The organism is Bacillus nakamurai, assembly GCF_001584325.1.
Taxonomy (GTDB): domain Bacteria; phylum Bacillota; class Bacilli; order Bacillales; family Bacillaceae; genus Bacillus; species Bacillus nakamurai.
In genome coordinates this window covers 64799-86028 of sequence record NZ_LSAZ01000007.1, presented here as the reverse complement: position 1 = coordinate 86028, position 21230 = coordinate 64799, and the positions used below count along the sequence as shown (strand labels likewise).

Below are 21230 nucleotides of genomic sequence, written 5' to 3'. Positions count from 1 at the left end.
AGGGAGTGCTTCGTCTGAAGAATCAAGATGGATTTACTTTAATTGAAATGCTGATCGTTTTATTTATCGTCTCCATTTTGCTTTTGATCACTATTCCCAATGTGACTAAGCATAATCAAAGCATTCAAAACAAGGGCTGTGAAGGATTGCAAAATATGGTAAAGGCCCAAGTAACAGCATATGAAATCGATCATGAAGGAAAAACGCCGGATATCGGCGACTTACAGTCCGAGGGGTATATCAAAAAAAACACGGCCTGCCCGAATGGAAAACGGGTCTTAATAAGCGGCGGGGAAGTAACAGTTGAGAAGTAACAGGCTGACAGAAGGCGGATTCACCCTTCTTGAAAGTCTGATCGTTTTAAGTCTGGCTTCCGTTTTGCTGACTGTTTTTTTCACGGCTGTTCCTCCTGTTTTTACGCATCTTGCTGTGAGGCAAAAAGCAGACCAGCTGCAAAAAGACATTCAGCTTGCCCAGGAAACAGCTATCGCTGAACATAAAAGAACCAGAATTGCGTTTTTGCCGGAGGAACATAAATACAAACTGTCTATTGGCGGAAGCATTGTTGAGCGGTCCTTTGAGAAGCTTGAGATTACGCTGTCCACATTACCGAAGCAGCTTGAATTTAACGAAAAAGGGCATCCGAATTCAGGCGGGAAAATTTATGTGAAAACAGCCGGAGTCACATATGAAATAACTGTTTACTTAGGGAGCGGAAACGTATATGCAGAACGGAAATAAAGGGTTCTCAACAATTGAGTCTTTATCAGCGTTAGCGATTTGGCTGTTTTTCATGATTTCCATCGTTCCTGTCTGGTCGGGAATGCTTGCGGATGAACAGCTAATAGAAGATCAAAAAGAAGCCTATCAGCTTCTCCGTGAGAACATCGGCACATATATGATGTCCGGCAAGCGGCTGCCGTCCTCAGTTGTGACGTGGAAGGAGGAGGGGGATTATCAAAAAGTATGCACGGTTATCCGCGGAGAAAAAAACATTTGCCTCAGCATTCTCAGCACAAAGTGGCTTTACGCTTCTTAATGTTTTGTTCTCCTTGGCGGTCTGCCTTTTTTTATCAGGAACGCTGACTCCAGTTGTACACTTGTTTTTGTCCCGGCAGGCGGAAAATGGCGGAATAGACGGACAGGAAAAGACAATTGCCGTTCAGCAGATCATGAATGAATGTAAAAATGCCGAAGCCGTGAAGCCTGCTGACGCCGGAAGGGCGGTAACCTGCCGGAAAACAGGCGGAGAAGAAGTGCGATTTGAAATATACCACAACATGATAAGAAAACGAGTGAACGGAAAAGGCCACGTCCCCGTTCTTCAAAACGCGGCGTCATTAAACGTGTATATGAAAAACGGTCTGCTTTTTCTCGATATCACAAGTGTCAATAGGAAAAAGCGCCATATTTCTTTCCCGATTTATACCTATTTAAAAGGAGATTAAATGTACAAACACAAATCAAATGGTTTTATTTATCCAGCGGTTCTTTTCGTTTCTGCCGTTGTTTTACTGGTCATCAGCTATACTTCATCTGATTTCATCACCCGTAAAACATTTGATAAAGAAACGGCAGAGTTCTGCACGGTAGAGAATTTGCTTCAGAACGGCGCGCTGCTGTCCATCCGTCATGTTTTACAAGGGCAAAAGGGCCAATCCGGCAAGAAACGTTTTTCATACGGCGTCGTATCTTATGAAATCCGCGCCTCTATTCATCAGGATGAATTGGACATGTTTATAAAAGGAGAGACGCGTTCAGGTACGAAAAGAGAGGCGCACATTTCATTTGATCAGAAAAAGAAAAAACTGATTCAATGGACCGAAGTATAAAAAGGGGCGGACGAGCCAACACTTCATAGTAAAGACAGCAATATGAGGTGAGAATCGTGAAAACAAACGATTACGTAAAATATATGACTGAGCAATTCGTTAAATATATGGATACGCCTAAACATGAGCGAAAAGAACTAAAAGAGGTGCGAAAAGAGAAAAAAGCTCCGGCTTCTCAGCACTGGTTCGGTATATTGCCATATGGATTTAAGCTGTGGATGCAGCGAAAAAAATAAAAGCTCATATGTGCGGAAGGTCCTCCTGAAATCGGGAGGGCCTTTATTGATATTCCTCGATGACGGCAATCTTATTCACTTTCTGGCTGTAAGGATTAAATGAAATTGTGACAAACACGCCGAACTCTTTTGACCCTTCTCTTAATGTTAGGTGGTATTGCTTGACGGATTCATCAGTTCTTTTCCGATCCCACACCTTTTGAATAAATAAGGTTTGGGCAAGAGGATATCTTTTTTTTGCTTCGTTTTCTGCCACCTTTTCCCATTTTGGCTTATGGTGAACAGCATAATGCGGCATTCCTTCTGCCTGAGCTGCTGCTGAAGCCCCAAAAACAAGAAGAGAAAGGCAAATCAAACACTGTTTGATCATGAATAAATCACCCTTTCACTGCATTTCTTTTCTAATTTCTCTTTGGCCATACCTTTATTTTCCCACATTTTATTAGAAAAAATTCCAAAAAGATGAGTAATTTGGAGCAAAACGATGTTTTTAAAAGATTCCATTCTCAAAAACGAACAATTTGACCGTTTTTGACATTTTTCAAGACGATAAACGTTGATTATACTTTGTTCATGGAGTTCTTTAAAAAGAACGAACGGCATATTTATTTACAGATTTTACAGGGGGTAAGTCATGTTCCGATTGTTCCGAACGGAAAAAGAGGCTAAAACGAGATGGCGGATTCTGTTCTTTTTCCAGCTTTCGTTCATCTTCAGCTTGGCCATAACGATATGTGCCCAGTTTACCGATGACACGAGCTCCTCCTTTAACGATGTGAGAAGCTTCAGCTTACCCATTGAAACGTGCGGGGACTTTCGTTATACAGATGACAATTGCCGCTATGACGAACGCTGGGATCAAAGTGATTTGTACGTAACAAACCAAACCGATACGGCAGGCACCGTGTGTGCTCCGGTTCACCTTTATGTCGAACTGGAAAATAAAGGTGAAAAACAAACGATATCTGAATGGAAATGGGAGCTTCACAAAATCCCTTCCTCACATAAACCTTTACAAAACGGCAATGTCATTGATAGAGGGCTTGTGACCGATAAAAAAAGCGATTTGCTCTATAGGGTTGAATCGAAACGGGCCTTACAGCCGGGCATATACGCATTTAAAATTTATAAGCCTGAGGGTTATCCGGCAAATGAAGAAAAATTTGAATGGTCAGAGCCTATGAAGCTTGTCAAATGCCAGGAAAAACCGACAGCTTCTTCCGTAAAAAAAGCAGAGAAAGAGCCGTCTGAACGGCAAAAAGAAAGAGGGGAAGAAAATGAAAAAAACGATGAAACTGATCAGTAATATTTTGTATGTCGTCATCTTCAGTTTTATTATTGTGCTGACTTTGACTGTCATATCAACCCGGGCATCCGGCGGAGAGCCGTCCATATTCGGCTATACGCTGAAATCGGTGCTGTCAGGTTCGATGGACCCGGAATTCAAGACAGGCTCATTAATTGCAGTGAAGAAAATACCTGATGTAACAGCATTAAAAGAAGGCGATGTCATTACTTTTACACAAGATGACGGATCAGCCGTGACGCACAGGATCATCGGTATAACAAAGAAAGGCGGGCGTCTGTTATTTGAAACAAAAGGCGATCATAACGCCGCCCCGGATGCCGCTCCCGTGCAATCTGAACAAGTTATGGCCCAGTATACGGGATATCAGCTTCCGTATGCAGGATATGTCATACATTTAGCGAGCCAGCCGATCGGAACGGCTATTCTGTTAATCGTACCGGGCATCATGCTGTTAGTTTATTCAATTACCGTAATCGGCAGTGCTATCCGGGATATTGAGCGAAAAACAAAAGCGCTTGAAGAGGATGCGAAAAACAGCACCATGTCTACTTGACTTTAGTTGCAACCTGGCGACAGGATTTGATAACAAAAAATATTGAATAAGGGGAGTATACTAAAATGGGTATGAAAAAGAAATTAAGCTTGGGCGCTGCTTCGGCAGCACTTGGATTAGCATTAGTCGGAGGCGGCACATGGGCCGCATTCAATGATGTGAAGACAACGGATGCCACATTTGCATCAGGAACTCTTGACTTATCGGCAAAAGAACAATCAGCCAATGTAAACTTATCCAACTTAAAACCGGGCGACAAATTGACGAAAGATTTTGAATTCAGAAATAATGGGTCGCTTGCGATTAAAGAAGTACTAATGGCCCTGAATTTCACGGATTTCAAAGGAGCGGCAAAAGGAAACGGATCTGCTGAGGACTTCCTCAGCCAGTTTGAAATTACCGTGCTGACGGTCGGAAAAGAAGGGGGCAACGGATATCCTAAGAATATTATTCTGAAGGCTGCCAACCTGAAAGACTTATATTTGATGTCAACGAAACAGGACAAAGCAGCAACTGAGACCATCAGCAAGCATATTGATTCAAAATTCCTAAGCGCGAGCGGAAAAGTGAATGTAGCGACTATTGACGGAAAGACTGCGCCTGAGTATGACGGTGTTCCAAAGACGCCTGTTGATTATGACCAAGTGCGGATGGAAATCCGGTTTAAAAATGACACCGCTAAAGACGCAGACGGGCAAAGTGTTCAGAATAAATTCCAAGGCAACGCCATTTCTCTTCAATTCTCATTTGAAGCGACACAATGGAACGGTTTGACCATTACAAAGGATCATACTGATAAAGACGGTTACGTGAAAGAGAATGAAAAGGCCCACAGTGAGGATAAAAACTAATTCAAACTGGCGGGGAGATAAAAGAGGAGTTGTGCACATATGGCTGCACTACTCCTCTTTTTGCGCTTTTCTCCATTTTTGATAATCTAAAAATTCACGAAATTGTTTTTTTGATACCCCGGATGTCATTGCATCGCGAACTAATTTCTCCCATTCACTATCTAATTGACCATCGTATTCGGTTTCATGTTTTTCATCAAGTAAAGTATGAACCGAGACGTCCAGAACAGCGGAGACTTTTTCGAGAAATTGAATGGAGGGGTTCGTCTGTAAATTTCGTTCTATTGAGCTTAAATAAGACTTCGCTACCCCAGCTTTTTCAGCTAGTTCTGATAGTGAGTAGCCTTTTTCTTTTCGGTATTGTTTAATACGCTGGCCAATCAATGTCATCACCTTCCTTGTGATATTATAGCACATTCAGAAAGGATTTACGGTACGACTTCTGGCGGCCTGGATATGTTGAGAAGACTTTTTATGCGAATGCAAGTATTTGCGTATCTCTTCTAGGCTGATATTTGATTTTTGGGCTTCCAACATTAATTCAACCCATTCCTTATCTAATTGTGAAAATTCTGTTTTTGCATTTTTCATGCATTTTCTCCTCCTAAAATACTTGTTTATGTATTTCAGCCAATCCGGCCATGACCTATTGTGTACCTTTTTTCATGTCTGGAAGTTAATAATCGCATGTGAAACGCCAGAAATTTTTTCTATATATTTTTATTATAATATACAATTTCTAAAAAAAACGAGAAAGGTGTCGAATGAATCAGGCTTATCCAGAAAAATTACTTTGCAGGAAAAATAAACCGCCATTTTCAATTTGGATGTTAATTTTTGGCTGATATAAGGCTTTCAGCGCTTGTTTTTCCAAATCATATTCTTCAGGTTTTTCCTCTGTATGCTCATAAAATTGATCTAGCAGCGTAAGATCCTTCTGCCATCTTGTAACGGCATTATCGGCCCAGTCTGACGGTTCTTCTGCGGCAAAGTTCGTCAGATAATGTTCCATTCGCTTTATTCCGCTTTCCGGTTTAATCATAGGCGATATGGTAAAGCAATAGTCTGATATTTGGGATGTCAGCGGCAGCGTTGTAAGCTTACGCTGAAAGTCTTCAATAATTTGTCCAGAAACAAGGTGAAGGCCCAGTGACAATAGTTTGTCTTTTTTCATGTCGGATTGGTATGAAATCACTACGTTTATCCCAAGCCAGGGCTGTAGAGGCACTCTGGCTCCGGCTGATACAATTTTCTCATATATTCTTGTAAATCTCCCATTTTGTTTAACTGCTTGAAAGATTTGAAAGAGCCGCGGAGCCCCGAAATAAATAAATTCACCGTCTATGTCACTGGGGGCCGTTTCTCTATCGGTGATAAACGTGATTTTCATCGGGTTCGGCTCGCCGCCTGTCTTTTCACGCCAGTGCCAATAAAAGGGGCGGTTCATAATTTGTTTGTCCATTTCAACTGTAAGCTGAACGGTCATAAAACCCGGTCCTTGCTCGGTGACGGGGCAGTGATTCGCCTCAAAAAAGCGCAGTAAAAATTGATGAACCTCTTGCTGTCTCATGTCAAACAGCCTCCTTTTTCAAACTAAGATCCTTTTTTTCTGGCCGGCTCTTCTTTGCTGTACGATAAGAAAGACGTGAGGTTGTCCATTTTGATTCTCATTTCTTCTTCGGTCAGCGAATGGCATAAAATATCATTTAAATGCTCTTCAAAATTGTTCACTTTGATTTTTGTTAAAATATCATCTAATTCACCGACTACATTTTCGAATAAATGTATTTTTTCATATAAAAGCTTTAAGATGTGCTCCTCCACCGTATGTTTTGTCGCCATGTTGTAAATATGGACATCTCTTTCCTGTCCGAGTCTGTGTATCCTTCCGATTCTTTGCTCAAGACGCATTGGATTCCACGGCAGATCATAGTTGATGATATGATTGCAAAATTGCAGGTTGATCCCTTCTCCTCCGGCTTCTGTCGCGATCAGCACCTGAACTTTGCCGCGGAAGAGATCCTTCATCCAGTCCTTTTTTCCGCGCTTAAATCCGCCCCTGAAAGGGACCGAGCTTATTCCGTTTTGCTGAAGAAACCACTGGAGATAAATCTGGGTCGCCCGGTATTCGGTAAAAATAATGACCTTGTCATTAATTTTTTGAATTAAATCAACGACTTGAATCGCTTTTGAATTTTGTGTCACCTGATTGATGCGCTCCATTAAATTCGCGATCGTCTGTTCGTCAAAGGCGGGCGCTTGTTTGTCTTTTTGGTCGAGCATTTTCTTAAGCGTCATATACACCGCTTCTCTGCTCGAACAGCATTCTCTTTGCAGCGTCATGATGGAAAAAGCGCTTGTCGGCTTTTCCATGCCGCTTTTCAGTGCGTTAATGTCATCGTAAAGCGCCTGTTCCGTCGGGGAAAACGTAATGGGCACTGTTTCAACAAGGCGCTGCGTCCACGTAAGCCCCGTATCGCTCCGTGTATTGCGGATCATGACCTTATTGACCAGTTCTTTTAAATGCTCGTGGTCATCAATTCCGTCTTTTTTATTAAACGTTTCTTGAAATCCGCTTTCATTGCCTAAATGGCCGGGTTTTAACAGCGACACTAAATTAAAGATTTCTTCAATACGGTTTTGAATCGGCGTTGCCGTCAGGAGCAGGCAATATTTCTTAACAAGGCTTCTCGCAAATTCATAATTCTTCGTTTTGCTGTTTTTGAGCTTATGCGCCTCGTCGATGATGACGAGATCATAGGGGATAGACAGCACGATATCCTTGTGAGGCGAACGCTTTGCCGTATCAATTGAAGAGACGACGATATCGCACTGCTCCCAAACATAGCTTTTCTTCTGCTCAACGGCCGGGATTAAAAATTTTTCCTGCAGCTCTTTCACCCACTGCGATACAAGCGAAGCGGGCACAAGAATGAGGATTTTTTTGGCCAGTCCCCGAATCATGTACTCTTTTAAAATCAGGCCGGCCTCTACGGTTTTGCCCAATCCTACTTCATCTGCCAATATTGCTTTGCCGTTCATTTTTTCTACAACTTTCTGCGCTACCTCGAGCTGATGGGGAAGCGGGGTGAAATTAGGCAGGTACAAAGGAGACCTTAAACCCTCAAATTCAGGAATGGCAAGGGTTTCCTGGACTTCAGCAGACAGTTTGTACAGTTCCCAATTTGACCAGGGGCCGTCTGTTTTCAGGCGTTCAAAAAACTCTTCCGGCCAATTCGAATCGAATATGATCTCTGTCGCCATGTGTATAAAACCGCCTTTCTTTCAAAAAACTGATTTATCATAATTTTTGTTGCCGGACGTAAGTGAGGGTGGTAGGATATAAGTAATGATTTCACCCAAGATATTGCTTTAGTATGTCCATAACAATTGGTAAATATGAGCGAATGACAGCAAGGGGAGAGACCTGGGCGAAGAAATGCGCATCCGGGCGCCGAAGGAGCAAACTGCGGAGTGAATCTCTCAGGCAAAAGAACTCTTGCTCGACGCAACTCTGGAGAGTGTTTGCAAAGATATAAGCAAACCACCAAAGGGGACGTCTTTATGATGTTTCATAAAGTAAACTTTCAGGTGCCGGGACAGAGAAACCTTCATGTAAATGAGGTGTTTCTCTGTCCTTTTTTATATGGTTTTTATACAATGCGCCAATGAGCTAAGGGGGAAGATGATGCTAAAACGAACACCGCTTTATGAAGTGTATAAAGAATACGGCGGAAAAACGATTGATTTTGGAGGCTGGGAGCTGCCGGTCCAATTTTCTTCTATTAAGGAGGAGCATGAAGCCGTCCGCACAAAAGCGGGCCTGTTTGATGTGTCTCATATGGGAGAGGTCGAAGTATCCGGTAAAGACAGTCTGCCTTTTCTGCAGAAGATGATGACAAATGACGTTGCAGACTTAAAGCCTGGAGCCGCGCTGTATACCGCAATGTGTTATCCAGACGGCGGAACGGTTGATGACTTGCTGATCTATCAGAAAAGCGGCACCTGCTATTTACTCGTCATCAATGCGTCTAATATCGACAAAGATATCGCTTGGCTGAAGGAGCATGCCGAAGGGGATGTCACGATAACAGATCAGTCCGGCGAGCTCTCATTGCTGGCTGTTCAAGGACCGAAAGCTGAGACGGTTCTCGCAAAACTGACTGAAATTGATTTGTCGTCATTAAAGCCGTTTACGTTTATTGATGAGGCAGCTGTCGCCGGGCATCAAGTCCTGCTCTCCAGAACAGGATATACCGGGGAAGACGGCTTTGAGCTTTATTGCCGCAATGAAGATGCGGTAAGCCTTTGGAAGCAGATTGTTAAAGCCGGAGAGGAAGACGGCCTCATGCCGTGCGGACTTGGCGCCCGCGATACGCTGAGATTTGAAGCGAAACTGGCGTTATACGGGCAGGAGCTCACAAAAGACATTACACCGATTGAAGCCGGAATCGGTTTTGCCGTAAAACATAAGAAAGATTCCGATTTTTTCGGGAAGTCAGTATTGAGCGAACAGAAAGAAAAAGGAGCTCCCCGCAAGCTTGTCGGGCTCGAAATGATTGAAAAAGGAATACCGAGGCACGGCTACGCCGTGAAAAAAGACGGTATACAGATCGGTGAGGTTACAACAGGCACACAATCTCCAACATTAAAGAAAAATATCGGCCTCGCCTTAATAAAGACGGAATTCAGTGAAATCGGAACTGAAGTAGAGGTGGAAATCCGCAGCAAAACAGTAAAAGCGAAGATCGTCCGCACACCGTTTTATAAACGTCCAAAACATAGCTGAAAAAGGAGAGTCATATGAAGCATCGATATTTGCCCGCGACAGAACAGGATAAAAAAGAAATGCTGAAAGCCATCGGCGCAGAAACAATTGATGATCTGTTTGCTGATATCCCGGAAAATGTGAGGTTTCCTAAGGACTATCACATTAAAAAAGCAAAATCAGAAACAGAGTTAACGAGAGAACTGACGAAGCTTGCAGCTAAAAACAGGGATGCCGTTACATATGCTTCATTTCTGGGGGCAGGAGTGTACGACCACTATCAGCCTGTCATCGTGGATCATGTCATTTCCAGATCAGAGTTTTACACGGCATACACGCCTTATCAGCCTGAAATTTCCCAAGGCGAGCTTCAGGCGATTTTTGAATTTCAGACGATGATTTGTGAATTAACGGGGATGGATATCGCAAACTCCTCCATGTATGACGGAGGAACTGCGTTAGCTGAAGCGGCGATGCTTGCTTCGGGGCACACGAAAAAGAAAAAAATCGTTATTTCCGCAGCCGTTCATCCGGAATCAAGAGACGTCCTGAAAACATACGCAAAAGGCCAATATATTGAGGTTACAGAGGTGCCGGTGAAAAACGGAGTGACGGATCTTGAAGCGCTGGAGGAGGCTGTTTGTGAAGAGACAGCGGCCGTTATCGTCCAATACCCGAATTTCTTTGGTCAAATTGAGCCGTTAAAAGAGATTGAGCCTATCGCGCATAAAGGGAAAAGCCAGATGATTGTTTCCTCAAACCCGCTCGCACTCGGCATCTTAACGCCGCCGGGGGCATACGGAGCGGATATCGTCGTCGGAGACGCACAGCCTTTCGGCATACCGGCGGCGTTTGGCGGCCCGCACTGCGGCTACTTTGCGGTAACAAAAAAACTGATGAGGAAGGTGCCGGGACGGCTTGTCGGGCAAACGGAGGATGAAAACGGACAAAGAGGTTTTGTCCTTACCCTCCAGGCACGCGAGCAGCATATCAGGAGAGACAAAGCCACCTCCAACATTTGTTCAAACCAGGCGCTGAATGCTTTGGCGGCTTCAGTTGCGATGACGGCACTCGGGAAAAACGGGGTAAAAGACATAGCCCGCCAAAATATCCTGAAAGCTGATTATGCTAAGCGCCAGGCAGAAAAAGCCGGCTTGCAAGTTGTGTTTAGCGGCCCGATGTTTAATGAATTTGCTGTTAAGCTGAATGAACCTGTAAAAGAGGCGAACAGGCGCTTATTAAAAGCAGGCATTATCGGCGGGTATGATTTAGGCCTTGCGTATCCGGAGCTGGAGCAGCATATGCTTATAGCCGTCACAGAGCTTAGAACAAAAGAAGAAATTGATTCGCTTATTGCGGGATTGGGGGATCACCATGAATAATCAAGATCAGGCGCTTATTTTTGAATTGTCCCGCGAAGGGCGCGTCGGTTACAGTTTACCGGAGCTTGATGTGCCGGAAACTGATTTGGGCAGCCTGCTTCCCGATGACTATATCCGTACAGAAGACGCCAAGCTCCCGGAGGTCTCAGAGCTTGATATTATGCGGCATTATACCGCTCTTTCAAAAAGAAACCACGGAGTTGATTCAGGGTTCTATCCGCTTGGGTCATGTACGATGAAATACAATCCGAAACTGAATGAAAAAATCGCCCGGTTCCCCGGATTTTCTGCGATTCATCCGCTTCAGGATGAGGATACGGTTCAAGGGGCGCTTGAGTTATTATACGATTTAAGCGGGCACTTGGAAGAGATTACGGGAATGGATGAAGTGACGCTGCAGCCGGCCGCTGGCGCTCACGGCGAATGGACGGGCCTGATGATGATCCGCGCCTATCACGAAGCACGCGGAGATTACGGGCGGACGAAGGTGATTGTGCCTGATTCTGCACACGGTACGAATCCCGCTTCTGCAACGGTTGCCGGATTTGAAACCATTACCGTGAAATCAAATGAACACGGGCTTGTTGATATTGACGATCTGAAAAGAGCGGTCAATGAAGAAACAGCCGCGTTGATGCTGACGAATCCGAATACCCTCGGTTTATTTGAGGAAAACATTACAGAGATGGCGGAAATCGTCCATCAGGCAGGTGGTAAGCTCTATTACGACGGAGCGAATTTAAATGCGGTATTAAGTAAAGCAAGACCGGGAGACATGGGATTTGACGTCGTTCACCTTAATTTGCATAAAACGTTTACGGGGCCCCACGGGGGAGGAGGCCCGGGCTCAGGTCCGGTCGGAGTGAAGAAAGAATTTATTCCGTATCTGCCAAAACCTGTATTAACGAAAAAAGAGGGCCGTTTTACATTTGACTATGACCGCCCGCACTCCATTGGACGGGTCAAGCCTTACTACGGCAACTTCGGCATCAATGTCAGAGCCTATACATATATCCGTTCCATGGGGCCGGACGGGTTAAAGGCTGTGACCGAAAACGCGGTCTTAAACGCCAACTATATGATGAGAAGGCTTGCGCCTTATTATGATCTGCCGTTCGACCGTCATTGCAAGCATGAATTTGTGTTATCGGGAAGACGGCAAAAAAAGCTCGGCGTGAGAACGCTGGATATTGCAAAACGGCTTTTGGATTTCGGCTACCATCCGCCGACCGTTTATTTTCCTCTGAATGTTGAAGAAAGCATCATGATTGAACCGACCGAAACAGAGTCAAAAGAAACCCTTGATGCATTTATCGATGCGATGATTCAAATCGCCAAAGAAGCGGAAGAAACGCCTGAGGTCGTGCAAGAGGCGCCGCATACGACGGTTGTGAAGAGAATGGATGAAACCAAGGCCGCAAGACACCCGGTCTTAAAATATGAACATGCCCCTGATGACAAGCGTTAAATAAAGGGTGTAAAAAAAGAGCTGCCGTTATAAAAACGGGCAGCTCTTTTGATTATTAGTTTTTCGCTTTAATTCTTCCGCTCCATTTTTTAAATCCGCCTTTTAAGTTGTAAATATCCTTGCAGCCGTTTTTACGGAGCGTCTGGGCGGCGCGTCCGCTGCGGACATTATTTTGGCAGTAAAGGTAAACGGGCTTATCCGGGCGGATTTCATTTTTACGCTGCTTAAGCTGGGACAGGGGGATGTTGCGCGCGCCGAGAATATGGCCGCCTTCAAATTCATTCGGCTCCCGGACGTCAATGAGCTGCGCTTTTCGGTAGCCCGCGCGGAATTCCTCTTCCGTAAGTGTTTTCATTAACCGCTGCTGATAAAAATACGACACGATCATATAAACGAGAAACGCCGCGACAATAATTAAAGCAATCATGTTAGACAATGTGATTCTACTCCTTTAGCTTATAAAATCAAACCTTGTATAAAAAACAAGGCTTACCGGACTTTTTGGGACAAATACTATTATAGTAAAGCATGAAGAGATTGTCATCCTTAATGAAACGAAATATTTTTCATTTCCCCATCAGTTTGATAAACTGATTTTATTAAAACGATAAAGAAGGGTTTAATATATGGAAAAAGAAACATGGCGGTTTATTGACTCAGGGAATGAAAGCCCGGCATTTAACATGGCGCTTGATGAAGCGCTTTTATATTGGCACAGCGAAAAAAAAATTCCTCCGGTAATCCGTTTTTACGGCTGGAATCCGGCGACATTGTCTGTCGGGTATTTTCAAAATATTAAGAAGGAAATTAACTTTGACGCGGTACATAAGCACGGCCTTGGTTTCGTCAGACGGCCGACAGGCGGACGAGGCGTTCTGCACGATAAAGAATTGACTTACAGCGTGATCGTCTCAGAGGATCATCCTGAAATGCCGGCAACGGTGACAGAAGCTTACCGGGTCATTTCAGAAGGCATTCTGCAAGGGTTCAGAAATCTTGGCCTCGATGCATACTTTGCCATTCCGCGAACGGAAAAAGAAAAAGAAAGCCTTAAAAATCCGCGCTCCTCAGTCTGCTTTGATGCGCCTTCCTGGTATGAGCTGGTCGTTGAAGGGCGGAAGGTGGCGGGGAGCGCCCAGACAAGACAAAAAGGCGTCATTCTTCAGCACGGTTCCATCCTGCTTGACATTGACGAGGACAAGCTGTTTGACCTGTTTTTATATCCGAGCGACAGAGTCCGTGAGCGCATGCAGCGAAATTTCAAAAAGAAAGCGGTGGCGATTAACGCTTTAGCGCAGGAACGAGTGACGATGGATGAGGCCCGCACGGCTTTTAAAGCCGGATTTGAAGAAGGGCTGAACATTCATCTTGAGCCTTATACGCTTACGGCAGAAGAACTGGAGTTTGTCAACGAACTCGCCGAAACAAAATACGCATCTGATGAATGGAATTATAAGCGCTAAAAAGGCTTGACAAGCCTGAAGCATCCTTGTTTTTTCATGACCGTTAGTGTAAACTTGTAATGGTTTATAAAGTTAAGGTGCTTTTTGGGAGGGTTACGATGACAACACCAAGTATGGAAGATTATATTGAACAGATTTATATGCTGATTGAAGAAAAAGGATATGCAAGGGTTTCTGATATTGCGGAAGCATTGGCAGTCCATCCCTCCTCTGTAACGAAAATGGTTCAAAAACTAGATAAAGACGAGTATTTGATTTATGAAAAATATCGAGGGCTCGTATTGACCTCTAAAGGGAAAAAAATAGGCAAACGGCTCGTATACAGACATGAATTGCTTGAGCAGTTTTTAAGAATCATTGGTGTTGATGAAGAGAAAATTTACAACGATGTCGAAGGAATCGAACATCATCTGAGCTGGAACAGCATTGATCGCATCGGCGACCTTGTTCAATATTTTGAAGATGACGAGGGCCGTAAAAAAGAACTTAAATCTGTACAGAAAAAAACAGAAAATCCTGCTGAGTAAAGGGCAGCCCGAAAAAGGGCGCCCTTTTTTTATGTCTTCATTCATGGTCTATTTCACCAAGCTGTTTCTTAAAATAGTAATACACCTTGGGAGGAAGGGAGAGGGCGCTTATGCATATTGACGGCGTATTTTCTGGCGGAGGGATAAAAGGGGTAGCACTGGCAGGCGCCTATGAAGCGCTTGAGGAGCAGGGCTTCCGCTTTGAGAGGCTGGCCGGAACAAGCGCCGGCGCGATTATCGCTGCATTCATCGCGGCAGGCTACACAAGCAGGGAGATTCATTCGATCATTGATGAAGTAGAAGAGAAGCAGTTGTTAGACCAGAGATTTTCATTCCTTCCGCTCAAACTCTTACAGTGGGTGTCCATTTACTGGCGACTTGGCTTATATAAAGGCGACACGCTGGAAAAGTGGATTGCGGACAAATTAAAAGCAAAGGACATTATCATGTTTGGGGATTTGAAAAAAGGATCGCTCCGTCTGATTGCTTCTGACCTGACAAACGGAACGATGATCGTGCTGCCGGATGACCTCCCCAACTACGGGTTAAACCCCGAAATGTTCCCCGTTGCCAGAGCCGTCAGGATGAGCTGCAGCATCCCTTATTTTTTCGAGCCGATTAAATTAAAAAGCGACAAAGGCACATCCACGGTCGTAGACGGAGGTGTTTTAAGCAACTTTCCGATTTGGCTGTTTTCAAAAGAACGCAAGCGGCCCGTGATCGGCATCTCGCTTTCGCCTCGTGCAAAAGAACGTCCGAAAAATTCAATCCGGAATGCGTTTGAGCTGTTTGGCGCTTTGTTTGAAACGATGAAAGACGCCCATGATGCGAGGCATATCGCGACAAGATACGAACAAAACATTATTTTTATTCCGGTGGAGCACGTGATGGCGACCGAGTTTCACCTCACGGAACAAAAAAAACTAGCCCTCATTGAGCTAGGAAAAAGCAGGACAGAGCAGTTTCTGAAGCAATGGACCTATTAAAAAAGCGCTCTGTTTTTCTTTTTATTTTTTTTTCCTTCAATAACGGTCAGCTGGGTCTGGCTTTTTTTCTTTAGAATCATCGGCTTAGGCTTGCTGTCGCTCGGCACGCTCCGCAAATGGCTGACCCGCCCTCTGTGTCCGGCGCGGTGCTTTGCTTTTTGCTCCTTCATTCGGCGCCGCGATTGTTTCGCCGCTTTTTTAAAGGCGGTTCCGTCCTGTCCGGCGCGGCGATTCATTACCGATCTGACGATAAAATAAATAATGACACCTGCGAGGATAACGGTAATGGCCCTGCTGATCATTTGCCCGGGGTTGGTTACCGCCGCATAAATGAAGCCGAATGCGCCAAGCGCGATTAATACAGCAATAATAGGTTGTACACGATGATTCATAATGCCCACCTCCGAAAATAATAACAGGTAACGGTTTAGATCACATTGTGAGACGGTTTTTCTCTCTGTTCTGAGATGTCCTCCAGTCTGAGAAGCTCGTTAAAGCTTTCTATCGCAACCTCGACCTGGTCATCTTTAGGTTCCTTTGTCGTTAAAAGCTGCAGCCAAAGGCCGGGATAACCGAGCACCTTCAAAACGGGGATATTCCGCACTCTGTTCGTCAGCTGCAGCACCTCAAAGGAGATGCCAAGGACGATCGGTATAAGCGCAATCCTGTCTAAAATACGCACCCAAAGCGGATCTGTCGGAACGAGTAAATACACAAACATGCCGACAATGATCGTAAATAATATAAAGCTTGAACCGCACCGGTAATGAAGCCGGGACTGTTTTTGAACATTTTCCACCGTAATTGGCAAATTCTGTTCATAACAGTTTATGACCTTATGTTCGGCTCCATGATATTGAAACACTCTTTTAATTAACGGCGTCATCGACAAAAAATAAATGTAGCCGAGAAGCAGAATTAGCTTAAACAGGCTCTCTATTCCGATCTGCGCGGCATCTGAGGGAAAAACCGGCCTCGTGAGCTCCGCTAAAAAGACCGGGACGAGCGTAAAAACGAATTTGCTGAACAAAAACGATATCACGCCGATTACTGCCAGGCTGAAAAACATGGATAAGCCCGAGCCTTTCTTTTCTTCATTTTCAAGCTGATCGTCGTCAAGAGGATCAAGCCCGTAACGTTCGCTTGAAAAGTTTAAATGCTTTGTGCCATTGGCGCTTGCTTCAATAAGGGCAATAATGCCGCGTAAAAACGGAATCTTTTTAAAGGCTGCCAGTTTGGCGTTCGGCACTCTCGGCAGCCTGAAAAAATCTATGCTTCCGTCAGTTCTGCGGATGGCGGTCACATAATTCCGTTTGCCCCCGAACATCACGCCTTCAACGACTGCCTGCCCGCCGTATGCGGGCGGCGTTTTTTGTTTTGACATCGATTATCAACCTGCCTGTTTTCTTGGGATTACTAACCATTTCCTTTCACTCTATTGTACAGGAAACAGCGGTAAACCTCTAGTTAGACAGCTGGAAAATCAATGCTTTTTCTATAAGCAGTTTACCCTTATTTAGAAATTTTACTCATCTCATGAAAATAATGTGGGCTTCTTTATGACTTTTCATTTTTTGGGCACTCTATGAATGGAGGTGCCATGATGACTAACGAAAAAAATACAGAACAACAAGAAGAAAAAAATAAACAAGATGAACACCAGCCCGTCTCATTTACAGGCAGAATCTGCGGGATAGGGTTTGCCGGAGGCGTATTTTGGAGTTTGATCGGCTATCTTGGTTATATCTTTCATTTTTCGGAGATCAGCCCGAATATGATTCTTCAGCCGTTTATGATCGGAGAATGGAAAAAACAATGGCTCGGCACAATCATCAGCATCGTTGTTATCGGTTTGATTTCTATTGCCGGAGCGTTCATTTATTTTGTCTGTTTAAAACGTTTTAAAACCATGTGGCCCGGTATGGTGTACGGCGTTATTTTATGGTTCGCTGTTTTTTTCTTGTTCAATCCGATTTTTCAGGATGTACGGTCCGTGACTGAATTGAAATCAGATACAATCGTGACGACGCTGTGCCTATATATTATGTATGGAGTGTTTGTCGGGTATTCGATCTCATTTGCCTACAATGAGCTGACGTCAGACAAGCTTGCCAGAGCGCTCGGCAAGACAAGTGAATAAGTGTATAAACCATGTGCGGTATGGTAAAATGTTCACGAGAAGTGAACATTTTTTATGCTGAAAACCGGGCGGGCATGCTCTCCCGCGGTGTCAGGCGATAGTCAAGAATCGGCAAGGAGGAGAAAGAGAATGAAACTTGAGAAATTGAGAAATCTTTTCGGTCAGCTGGGGATAGACGGAATACTTGTGACAAGCGCCGCCAATTTGCAGTATATGACGGGGTTTACGGGTTCGTCCGGCCTTGCGGTGATATCAGGAGAACGAGCGGCATTCATCACAGATTTCCGGTACACTGAGCAGGCGAAGGCTCAAGTGAAAGGCTTTGAGATTATCGAACACAGCGGAAGCTTAATTCAAACGGCTGCCGACACGATCCTTGATTTTGGCATTAAAAAGCTCGGCTTTGAACAAAACAGCATGACGTACGGCACATATGCGTCATATCATGCGGTGTTAAATGAAGCAGAGATGGTTCCCGTCGCGGATTCGGTGGAAAAGTTGCGCTTGATTAAGTCAAGTGAAGAGATTAAGATATTAGAGGAGGCTGCGAAGATTGCAGATGATGCGTTTGAACATATCCTGACGTTTATCAAACCCGGCATCTCTGAAATTTCAGTTGCCAATGAGCTTGAATTTTATATGAGGCATCAAGGAGCCGACGGTTCTTCCTTTGATATGATTGTCGCATCAGGCTTAAGGTCAAGCCTTCCGCATGGAGTGGCAAGCGGCAAATTAATTGAAAACGGAGACTTTGTCACGCTCGACTTCGGCGCTTACTATAAAGGCTATTGTTCTGATATTACACGTACTGTCGCGGTGGGAGAGCCGAGTGATAAACTGAAAGAGATTTATCAGGTCGTATTCGATGCCCAAGCACTCGGCGTTCAGCATATTAAGCCTGGCATGACAGGAAAAGAAGCGGATGCCTTGACGAGGGATCACATCTCTGCAAAAGGCTACGGCCGGTACTTCGGCCATTCGACAGGCCACGGGTTCGGCATGGAAGTCCATGAATCGCCCGGACTGTCTTTCAGATCATCGGCCGTTCTTGAGCCTGGCATGGCGGTTACGGTTGAGCCGGGCATATACATACCGGAAATAGGGGGCGTCAGAATCGAAGATGATATTATCATCACAGAGGACGGCAACCGGACAATTACGCATTCCCCTAAAGAATTAATTATTTTGTGATTGGGAATATAGGAGGACGTAAAACATGATTTCAGTTAACGATTTTCGTACAGGACTAACGATTGAAGTGGACGGCGGCATTTGGCGCGTCGTTGATTTCCAGCACGTAAAGCCGGGAAAAGGAGCGGCATTTGTCCGTTCTAAACTCCGCAACCTGCGCACAGGCGCCATCCAGGAGAAAACATTCCGTGCGGGTGAAAAAGTGGCGAAAGCCCAAATCGAAACGAAAACGATGCAATATCTTTATGCTAACGGAGATCAGCACGTATTCATGGATACAAGTTCATACGAACAGCTTGAACTGAACGCAAGCCAAATTGAATATGAATTGAAATACCTGCTTGAAAACATGTCCGTGCATATCATGATGTATCAATCTGAAACGCTTGGTATTGAACTGCCGAACACGGTTGAACTGAAAGTTGTTGAAACAGAGCCGGGAATTAAAGGCGATACGGCTTCAGGCGGCACGAAACCTGCCAAAACTGAAACGGGTCTTGTCGTAAACGTGCCGTTCTTTGTGAACGAAGGCGATACGATTGTTGTCAATACATCAGACGGCTCTTACGTGTCAAGAGCGTAGTAAAGAGATTATAGAGTCTGCTCCTTTTACAGGAGCAGGCTTTTTTTGCGTTTCAACCAGAATCTTTCTTTTATACGAAAAATACTGAGACTACTTCCGGCAGCTAGAGCATATAGTGTAACAAAACGCTTGAAGTTGGGGGATTGCAATGAAATTTTTGTTTGGTTCAATCAATTCTACCGTTTTAACGATGGCCGGTTTACGAGTTTTGTCCTCAGTTATTGAACTATCAGCCGCCATCATCATGCTCGTCACAAACGACATTAGAAAAGCGATTGTAGTCAATAGTATTTTGGCGATCATCGGCCCGTTGATCTTTATTATTACAATGACAATCGGCATTTACCAGATTGCAGGGCAGCTCTCTTATGCAAAGCTGATTTTGATTTTTACAGGCGTGGTTCTGATTTTGGCGGGCGTCCATAAATAGCGGAGAGATTTGTCATAAAGTCTGTCCATGGTCATACATTTTAAAGAAGCCAATCGGTAAAAAGGAGGAGACTCTATTGAATGAAATTACAGAGGTTCTCCCGGAATTAATGAGGCATGCCATCTCCGCCGTGCCGGAAGAAAAGCGGCGTGACACAGAAGAAATCAGAATACGTATCGACAGGCCGGTTGAACTGATTCAAAAAGGACAACCTCTGTTTTTGTCTTATATCTGCACGCCCAATGACGCGCAACTCATCCTCAGCCGGCTCAGCAATTACAGCATGTACACGCTGGAAGAAGAGCTGAAAAAGGGATATATCACGATCAGAGGGGGCCACCGGGTGGGGCTGGCCGGAAGAGTGATTGTTGAAAACGGAGCCGTCAAAGGACTCCGGGATATTACCTCTTTTAATATACGGATCGCCCGGGAAAAGCTTGGAATCGCAGATCCGCTCATTCCTTTCTTGTGGAAGGAAAACTGGCTGAACACACTGATCATCGGTCCGCCGCAAACAGGAAAAACAACTTTGCTCCGCGATTTGGCGAGGGTTTCCAGCAGCGGAACGAAAAGCATTCCGGCAAAAAAGACCGGCATCGTGGATGAACGGTCTGAAATTGCCGGCTGCCTGCGGGGGGTCCCTCAGCATCATTTCGGCCAAAGGATAGACGTGCTGGACGCCTGCCCGAAGGCAGAGGGGCTGATGATGATGATCCGCTCGATGAGCCCCGACGTCATTATCGTGGATGAAATCGGGAGAATGGAAGACTCAGAGGCGCTGATGGAGGCGCTGCATGCAGGGGTATCCGTCATCGTATCCGCGCACGGATGGAATATGAAAGATTTGGTGAAGAGGCCGTCATTGAAGCTGCTGTGGGAGGAGAAAGTATTCGACCGCTATGTTGAGCTGTCCAGACGCCGCGGGCCCGGTACGATCAGCCGGATGTACGGAAGCGGCGGAGAGCCGGTTACGCGGGCGGAAGGCGTGATCACATGCTGAAGCTTTTAGGCGCTATGTTCATATTGACGGCGACGACGTGGACAGGTTTTGAAATCGCGAAAATCTACGTAGAAAGACCAAGGCAGATCCGCCAGCTGCGTGCGGCGCTGCAATCACTTGAGGCGGAAATTATGTATGGGCACACACCGCTGCACACAGCGTCAGGCCAAATTGCCAAACAGCTTTCCCGGCCTGTATCGTTATTGTTTCAAATCTTTAGCGACAGGCTTGAGAAGGGAAGCGATTCTGCCAAAACGGCTTGGGAGCAAAGCCTAAAAAAAACCTGGCACTCCATGGCGATGAAAAAAAGCGAATATGACGTACTCAAACAATTTGGAGAGACGCTTGGGCTTCATGACCGGGTTTCTCAGCAGAAACATATCAAGCTTGCGCTTACACATTTGGAAGCGGCGGAAGCGGATGCCGGGCGGGCTCAGGCGAAAAATGAAAAAATGGTGAAAAGTTTAGGATTTTTAGCCGGACTGTTACTCATTCTTCTATTGATGTAAAC

Annotated in this window: 29 protein-coding genes and 1 riboswitch; of the genes, 21 read left to right on the top strand and 8 right to left on the bottom strand. The window is 45.0% G+C overall.

Annotation, left to right across the window (positions count from 1 at the left end):
• The first annotated feature begins 5 nt into the window (after positions 1 to 5).
• From comGC to AXI59_RS04440, 6 genes are read left to right on the top strand one after another with little or no spacing between them, the layout of a single operon-like run.
• Entirely contained in the window at positions 6 to 314 is a 309-nt protein-coding gene (gene comGC, locus AXI59_RS04465; RefSeq protein ID WP_082791723.1) for a competence type IV pilus major pilin ComGC, read from the top strand.
• Positions 304 to 741, top strand: a complete 438-nt coding sequence (comGD, locus tag AXI59_RS04460; RefSeq protein ID WP_061521958.1) for a competence type IV pilus minor pilin ComGD — start codon at positions 304 to 306, stop codon at positions 739 to 741. The genes comGC and comGD overlap by 11 nt, the downstream gene beginning before the upstream one ends.
• Entirely contained in the window at positions 725 to 1039 is a 315-nt protein-coding gene (gene comGE / locus AXI59_RS04455; RefSeq protein WP_061527519.1) for a competence type IV pilus minor pilin ComGE, read from the top strand. Before comGD ends, comGE begins: the two co-directional genes overlap by 17 nt.
• A gap of 13 nt (positions 1040 to 1052) precedes the next feature.
• Positions 1053 to 1448 carry a ComGF family competence protein gene (locus tag AXI59_RS04450; RefSeq protein WP_061521960.1) on the top strand — a complete coding sequence of 132 codons (396 nt, stop codon included), beginning with the start codon at positions 1053 to 1055 and terminating at the stop codon, positions 1446 to 1448.
• Positions 1449 to 1832 (top strand): competence type IV pilus minor pilin ComGG, encoded by a 384-nt coding sequence (gene comGG, locus AXI59_RS04445; protein ID WP_061521961.1) that lies wholly within the window; start codon positions 1449 to 1451, stop codon positions 1830 to 1832. It abuts the gene before it with no gap.
• A gap of 56 nt (positions 1833 to 1888) precedes the next feature.
• A complete protein-coding gene (locus AXI59_RS04440) occupies positions 1889 to 2068 on the top strand; it encodes a YqzE family protein (RefSeq protein WP_061521962.1) in 180 nt (59 codons plus the stop codon).
• A gap of 43 nt (positions 2069 to 2111) precedes the next feature.
• Here the strand turns inward: AXI59_RS04440 and AXI59_RS04435 are convergent, their stop codons facing one another.
• Positions 2112 to 2438 carry a DUF3889 domain-containing protein gene (locus tag AXI59_RS04435; RefSeq protein WP_061521963.1) on the bottom strand — a complete coding sequence of 109 codons (327 nt, stop codon included), beginning with the start codon at positions 2436 to 2438 and terminating at the stop codon, positions 2112 to 2114.
• Positions 2439 to 2702: 264 nt separating this feature from the next.
• Between AXI59_RS04435 and tapA the strand changes: the two genes are divergently transcribed.
• The 3 genes from tapA to tasA all read left to right on the top strand — a co-directional run bounded on the left by tapA (position 2703) and on the right by tasA (position 4781).
• Positions 2703 to 3374 (top strand): amyloid fiber anchoring/assembly protein TapA, encoded by a 672-nt coding sequence (gene tapA, locus AXI59_RS04425; RefSeq protein WP_061527517.1) that lies wholly within the window; start codon positions 2703 to 2705, stop codon positions 3372 to 3374.
• Positions 3346 to 3930, top strand: a complete 585-nt coding sequence (gene sipW, locus AXI59_RS04420) for a signal peptidase I SipW (RefSeq protein ID WP_061521965.1) — start codon at positions 3346 to 3348, stop codon at positions 3928 to 3930. Before tapA ends, sipW begins: the two co-directional genes overlap by 29 nt.
• Before the next feature lie 65 nt (positions 3931 to 3995).
• On the top strand, positions 3996 to 4781 hold the full coding sequence (tasA, locus tag AXI59_RS04415) for a biofilm matrix protein TasA (RefSeq protein WP_061521966.1): 786 nt from the start codon (positions 3996 to 3998) through the stop codon (positions 4779 to 4781).
• 48 nt (positions 4782 to 4829) lie between these two features.
• On the opposite strand, the gene sinR is transcribed toward tasA, so the two are convergent.
• The 4 genes from sinR to AXI59_RS04395 all read right to left on the bottom strand — a co-directional run bounded on the left by sinR (position 4830) and on the right by AXI59_RS04395 (position 8045).
• The gene (sinR, locus tag AXI59_RS04410; protein WP_003153104.1) at positions 4830 to 5165 is read right to left on the bottom strand and encodes a transcriptional regulator SinR; all 336 of its coding nucleotides are present in this window, start codon (positions 5163 to 5165) and stop codon (positions 4830 to 4832) included.
• Positions 5166 to 5198: 33 nt separating this feature from the next.
• Positions 5199 to 5372, bottom strand: a complete 174-nt coding sequence (locus tag AXI59_RS04405) for an anti-repressor SinI family protein (RefSeq protein WP_061521967.1) — start codon at positions 5370 to 5372, stop codon at positions 5199 to 5201.
• Between the two features lie 184 nt (positions 5373 to 5556).
• A complete protein-coding gene (locus tag AXI59_RS04400) occupies positions 5557 to 6351 on the bottom strand; it encodes a YqhG family protein (protein ID WP_061527516.1) in 795 nt (264 codons plus the stop codon).
• A gap of 23 nt (positions 6352 to 6374) precedes the next feature.
• Positions 6375 to 8045, bottom strand: coding sequence for a DEAD/DEAH box helicase (locus AXI59_RS04395; RefSeq protein ID WP_061521969.1), 1671 nt, complete (start codon positions 8043 to 8045; stop codon positions 6375 to 6377).
• Between the two features lie 143 nt (positions 8046 to 8188).
• Positions 8189 to 8290, top strand: a riboswitch (glycine riboswitch).
• Between the two features lie 179 nt (positions 8291 to 8469).
• Here AXI59_RS04395 and gcvT point away from each other — a divergent pair.
• From gcvT to gcvPB, 3 genes are read left to right on the top strand one after another with little or no spacing between them, the layout of a single operon-like run.
• Positions 8470 to 9570 (top strand): glycine cleavage system aminomethyltransferase GcvT, encoded by a 1101-nt coding sequence (gene gcvT / locus AXI59_RS04390; RefSeq protein WP_061521970.1) that lies wholly within the window; start codon positions 8470 to 8472, stop codon positions 9568 to 9570.
• Between the two features lie 14 nt (positions 9571 to 9584).
• Positions 9585 to 10931 carry an aminomethyl-transferring glycine dehydrogenase subunit GcvPA gene (gcvPA, locus tag AXI59_RS04385; protein ID WP_061521971.1) on the top strand — a complete coding sequence of 449 codons (1347 nt, stop codon included), beginning with the start codon at positions 9585 to 9587 and terminating at the stop codon, positions 10929 to 10931.
• Entirely contained in the window at positions 10924 to 12399 is a 1476-nt protein-coding gene (gene gcvPB, locus AXI59_RS04380; protein ID WP_061521972.1) for an aminomethyl-transferring glycine dehydrogenase subunit GcvPB, read from the top strand. The genes gcvPA and gcvPB overlap by 8 nt, the downstream gene beginning before the upstream one ends.
• Before the next feature lie 55 nt (positions 12400 to 12454).
• Here gcvPB and AXI59_RS04375 read toward each other — a convergent pair whose 3' ends face one another.
• Positions 12455 to 12835 carry a rhodanese-like domain-containing protein gene (locus tag AXI59_RS04375; RefSeq protein ID WP_061521973.1) on the bottom strand — a complete coding sequence of 127 codons (381 nt, stop codon included), beginning with the start codon at positions 12833 to 12835 and terminating at the stop codon, positions 12455 to 12457.
• Positions 12836 to 13025: 190 nt separating this feature from the next.
• Between AXI59_RS04375 and AXI59_RS04370 the strand changes: the two genes are divergently transcribed.
• The 3 genes from AXI59_RS04370 (at position 13026) to AXI59_RS04360 (ending at position 15375) form a co-directional block, all read left to right on the top strand.
• Entirely contained in the window at positions 13026 to 13862 is an 837-nt protein-coding gene (locus tag AXI59_RS04370) for a lipoate--protein ligase family protein (protein WP_061521974.1), read from the top strand.
• 98 nt (positions 13863 to 13960) lie between these two features.
• Positions 13961 to 14389 carry a transcriptional regulator MntR gene (gene mntR, locus AXI59_RS04365; protein WP_061527515.1) on the top strand — a complete coding sequence of 143 codons (429 nt, stop codon included), beginning with the start codon at positions 13961 to 13963 and terminating at the stop codon, positions 14387 to 14389.
• A gap of 110 nt (positions 14390 to 14499) precedes the next feature.
• On the top strand, positions 14500 to 15375 hold the full coding sequence (locus AXI59_RS04360) for a patatin-like phospholipase family protein (RefSeq protein WP_061527514.1): 876 nt from the start codon (positions 14500 to 14502) through the stop codon (positions 15373 to 15375).
• Here the strand turns inward: AXI59_RS04360 and AXI59_RS04355 are convergent.
• Both AXI59_RS04355 and AXI59_RS04350 read right to left on the bottom strand, forming a co-directional pair.
• On the bottom strand, positions 15372 to 15767 hold the full coding sequence (locus AXI59_RS04355) for an SA1362 family protein (protein ID WP_061521977.1): 396 nt from the start codon (positions 15765 to 15767) through the stop codon (positions 15372 to 15374). The genes AXI59_RS04360 and AXI59_RS04355 overlap by 4 nt on opposite strands.
• A gap of 35 nt (positions 15768 to 15802) precedes the next feature.
• Positions 15803 to 16759, bottom strand: a complete 957-nt coding sequence (locus AXI59_RS04350) for a DUF1385 domain-containing protein (protein ID WP_061527513.1) — start codon at positions 16757 to 16759, stop codon at positions 15803 to 15805.
• 219 nt (positions 16760 to 16978) lie between these two features.
• Between AXI59_RS04350 and AXI59_RS04345 the strand changes: the two genes are divergently transcribed.
• The 6 genes from AXI59_RS04345 to spoIIIAB all read left to right on the top strand — a co-directional run bounded on the left by AXI59_RS04345 (position 16979) and on the right by spoIIIAB (position 21228).
• Positions 16979 to 17515 (top strand): YqhR family membrane protein, encoded by a 537-nt coding sequence (locus AXI59_RS04345; RefSeq protein WP_061521979.1) that lies wholly within the window; start codon positions 16979 to 16981, stop codon positions 17513 to 17515.
• Between the two features lie 129 nt (positions 17516 to 17644).
• The gene (locus AXI59_RS04340; protein ID WP_061527512.1) at positions 17645 to 18706 is read left to right on the top strand and encodes a M24 family metallopeptidase; all 1062 of its coding nucleotides are present in this window, start codon (positions 17645 to 17647) and stop codon (positions 18704 to 18706) included.
• Between the two features lie 25 nt (positions 18707 to 18731).
• A complete protein-coding gene (efp, locus tag AXI59_RS04335) occupies positions 18732 to 19289 on the top strand; it encodes an elongation factor P (RefSeq protein ID WP_061521981.1) in 558 nt (185 codons plus the stop codon).
• A 148-nt stretch (positions 19290 to 19437) separates the two neighbouring features.
• Positions 19438 to 19719 carry a YqhV family protein gene (locus AXI59_RS04330; protein WP_061521982.1) on the top strand — a complete coding sequence of 94 codons (282 nt, stop codon included), beginning with the start codon at positions 19438 to 19440 and terminating at the stop codon, positions 19717 to 19719.
• Between the two features lie 76 nt (positions 19720 to 19795).
• Positions 19796 to 20719 (top strand): stage III sporulation protein AA, encoded by a 924-nt coding sequence (spoIIIAA, locus tag AXI59_RS04325; protein WP_061521983.1) that lies wholly within the window; start codon positions 19796 to 19798, stop codon positions 20717 to 20719.
• Positions 20713 to 21228, top strand: coding sequence for a stage III sporulation protein SpoIIIAB (gene spoIIIAB / locus AXI59_RS04320; RefSeq protein WP_061521984.1), 516 nt, complete (start codon positions 20713 to 20715; stop codon positions 21226 to 21228). Before spoIIIAA ends, spoIIIAB begins: the two co-directional genes overlap by 7 nt.
• Positions 21229 to 21230: the final 2 nt, after the last annotated feature.

Coding starts and splice junctions, on each gene's coding strand:
- comGE (WP_061527519.1), top strand. CDS start 725: ATGCAGAACGGAAATAAAGGGTTCTCAACAATTGAGTCTTTATCAGCG.
- comGG (WP_061521961.1), top strand. CDS start 1,449: ATGTACAAACACAAATCAAATGGTTTTATTTATCCAGCGGTTCTTTTC.
- AXI59_RS04435 (WP_061521963.1), bottom strand. CDS start 2,438: ATGATCAAACAGTGTTTGATTTGCCTTTCTCTTCTTGTTTTTGGGGCT.
- tapA (WP_061527517.1), top strand. CDS start 2,703: ATGTTCCGATTGTTCCGAACGGAAAAAGAGGCTAAAACGAGATGGCGG.
- sipW (WP_061521965.1), top strand. CDS start 3,346: ATGAAAAAAACGATGAAACTGATCAGTAATATTTTGTATGTCGTCATC.
- tasA (WP_061521966.1), top strand. CDS start 3,996: ATGGGTATGAAAAAGAAATTAAGCTTGGGCGCTGCTTCGGCAGCACTT.
- AXI59_RS04405 (WP_061521967.1), bottom strand. CDS start 5,372: ATGAAAAATGCAAAAACAGAATTTTCACAATTAGATAAGGAATGGGTT.
- AXI59_RS04400 (WP_061527516.1), bottom strand. CDS start 6,351: ATGAGACAGCAAGAGGTTCATCAATTTTTACTGCGCTTTTTTGAGGCG.
- AXI59_RS04395 (WP_061521969.1), bottom strand. CDS start 8,045: ATGGCGACAGAGATCATATTCGATTCGAATTGGCCGGAAGAGTTTTTT.
- gcvT (WP_061521970.1), top strand. CDS start 8,470: ATGCTAAAACGAACACCGCTTTATGAAGTGTATAAAGAATACGGCGGA.
- gcvPA (WP_061521971.1), top strand. CDS start 9,585: ATGAAGCATCGATATTTGCCCGCGACAGAACAGGATAAAAAAGAAATG.
- gcvPB (WP_061521972.1), top strand. CDS start 10,924: ATGAATAATCAAGATCAGGCGCTTATTTTTGAATTGTCCCGCGAAGGG.
- AXI59_RS04370 (WP_061521974.1), top strand. CDS start 13,026: ATGGAAAAAGAAACATGGCGGTTTATTGACTCAGGGAATGAAAGCCCG.
- mntR (WP_061527515.1), top strand. CDS start 13,961: ATGACAACACCAAGTATGGAAGATTATATTGAACAGATTTATATGCTG.
- AXI59_RS04360 (WP_061527514.1), top strand. CDS start 14,500: ATGCATATTGACGGCGTATTTTCTGGCGGAGGGATAAAAGGGGTAGCA.
- AXI59_RS04355 (WP_061521977.1), bottom strand. CDS start 15,767: ATGAATCATCGTGTACAACCTATTATTGCTGTATTAATCGCGCTTGGC.
- AXI59_RS04350 (WP_061527513.1), bottom strand. CDS start 16,759: ATGTCAAAACAAAAAACGCCGCCCGCATACGGCGGGCAGGCAGTCGTT.
- AXI59_RS04345 (WP_061521979.1), top strand. CDS start 16,979: ATGACTAACGAAAAAAATACAGAACAACAAGAAGAAAAAAATAAACAA.
- AXI59_RS04340 (WP_061527512.1), top strand. CDS start 17,645: ATGAAACTTGAGAAATTGAGAAATCTTTTCGGTCAGCTGGGGATAGAC.
- efp (WP_061521981.1), top strand. CDS start 18,732: ATGATTTCAGTTAACGATTTTCGTACAGGACTAACGATTGAAGTGGAC.
- AXI59_RS04330 (WP_061521982.1), top strand. CDS start 19,438: ATGAAATTTTTGTTTGGTTCAATCAATTCTACCGTTTTAACGATGGCC.
- spoIIIAB (WP_061521984.1), top strand. CDS start 20,713: ATGCTGAAGCTTTTAGGCGCTATGTTCATATTGACGGCGACGACGTGG.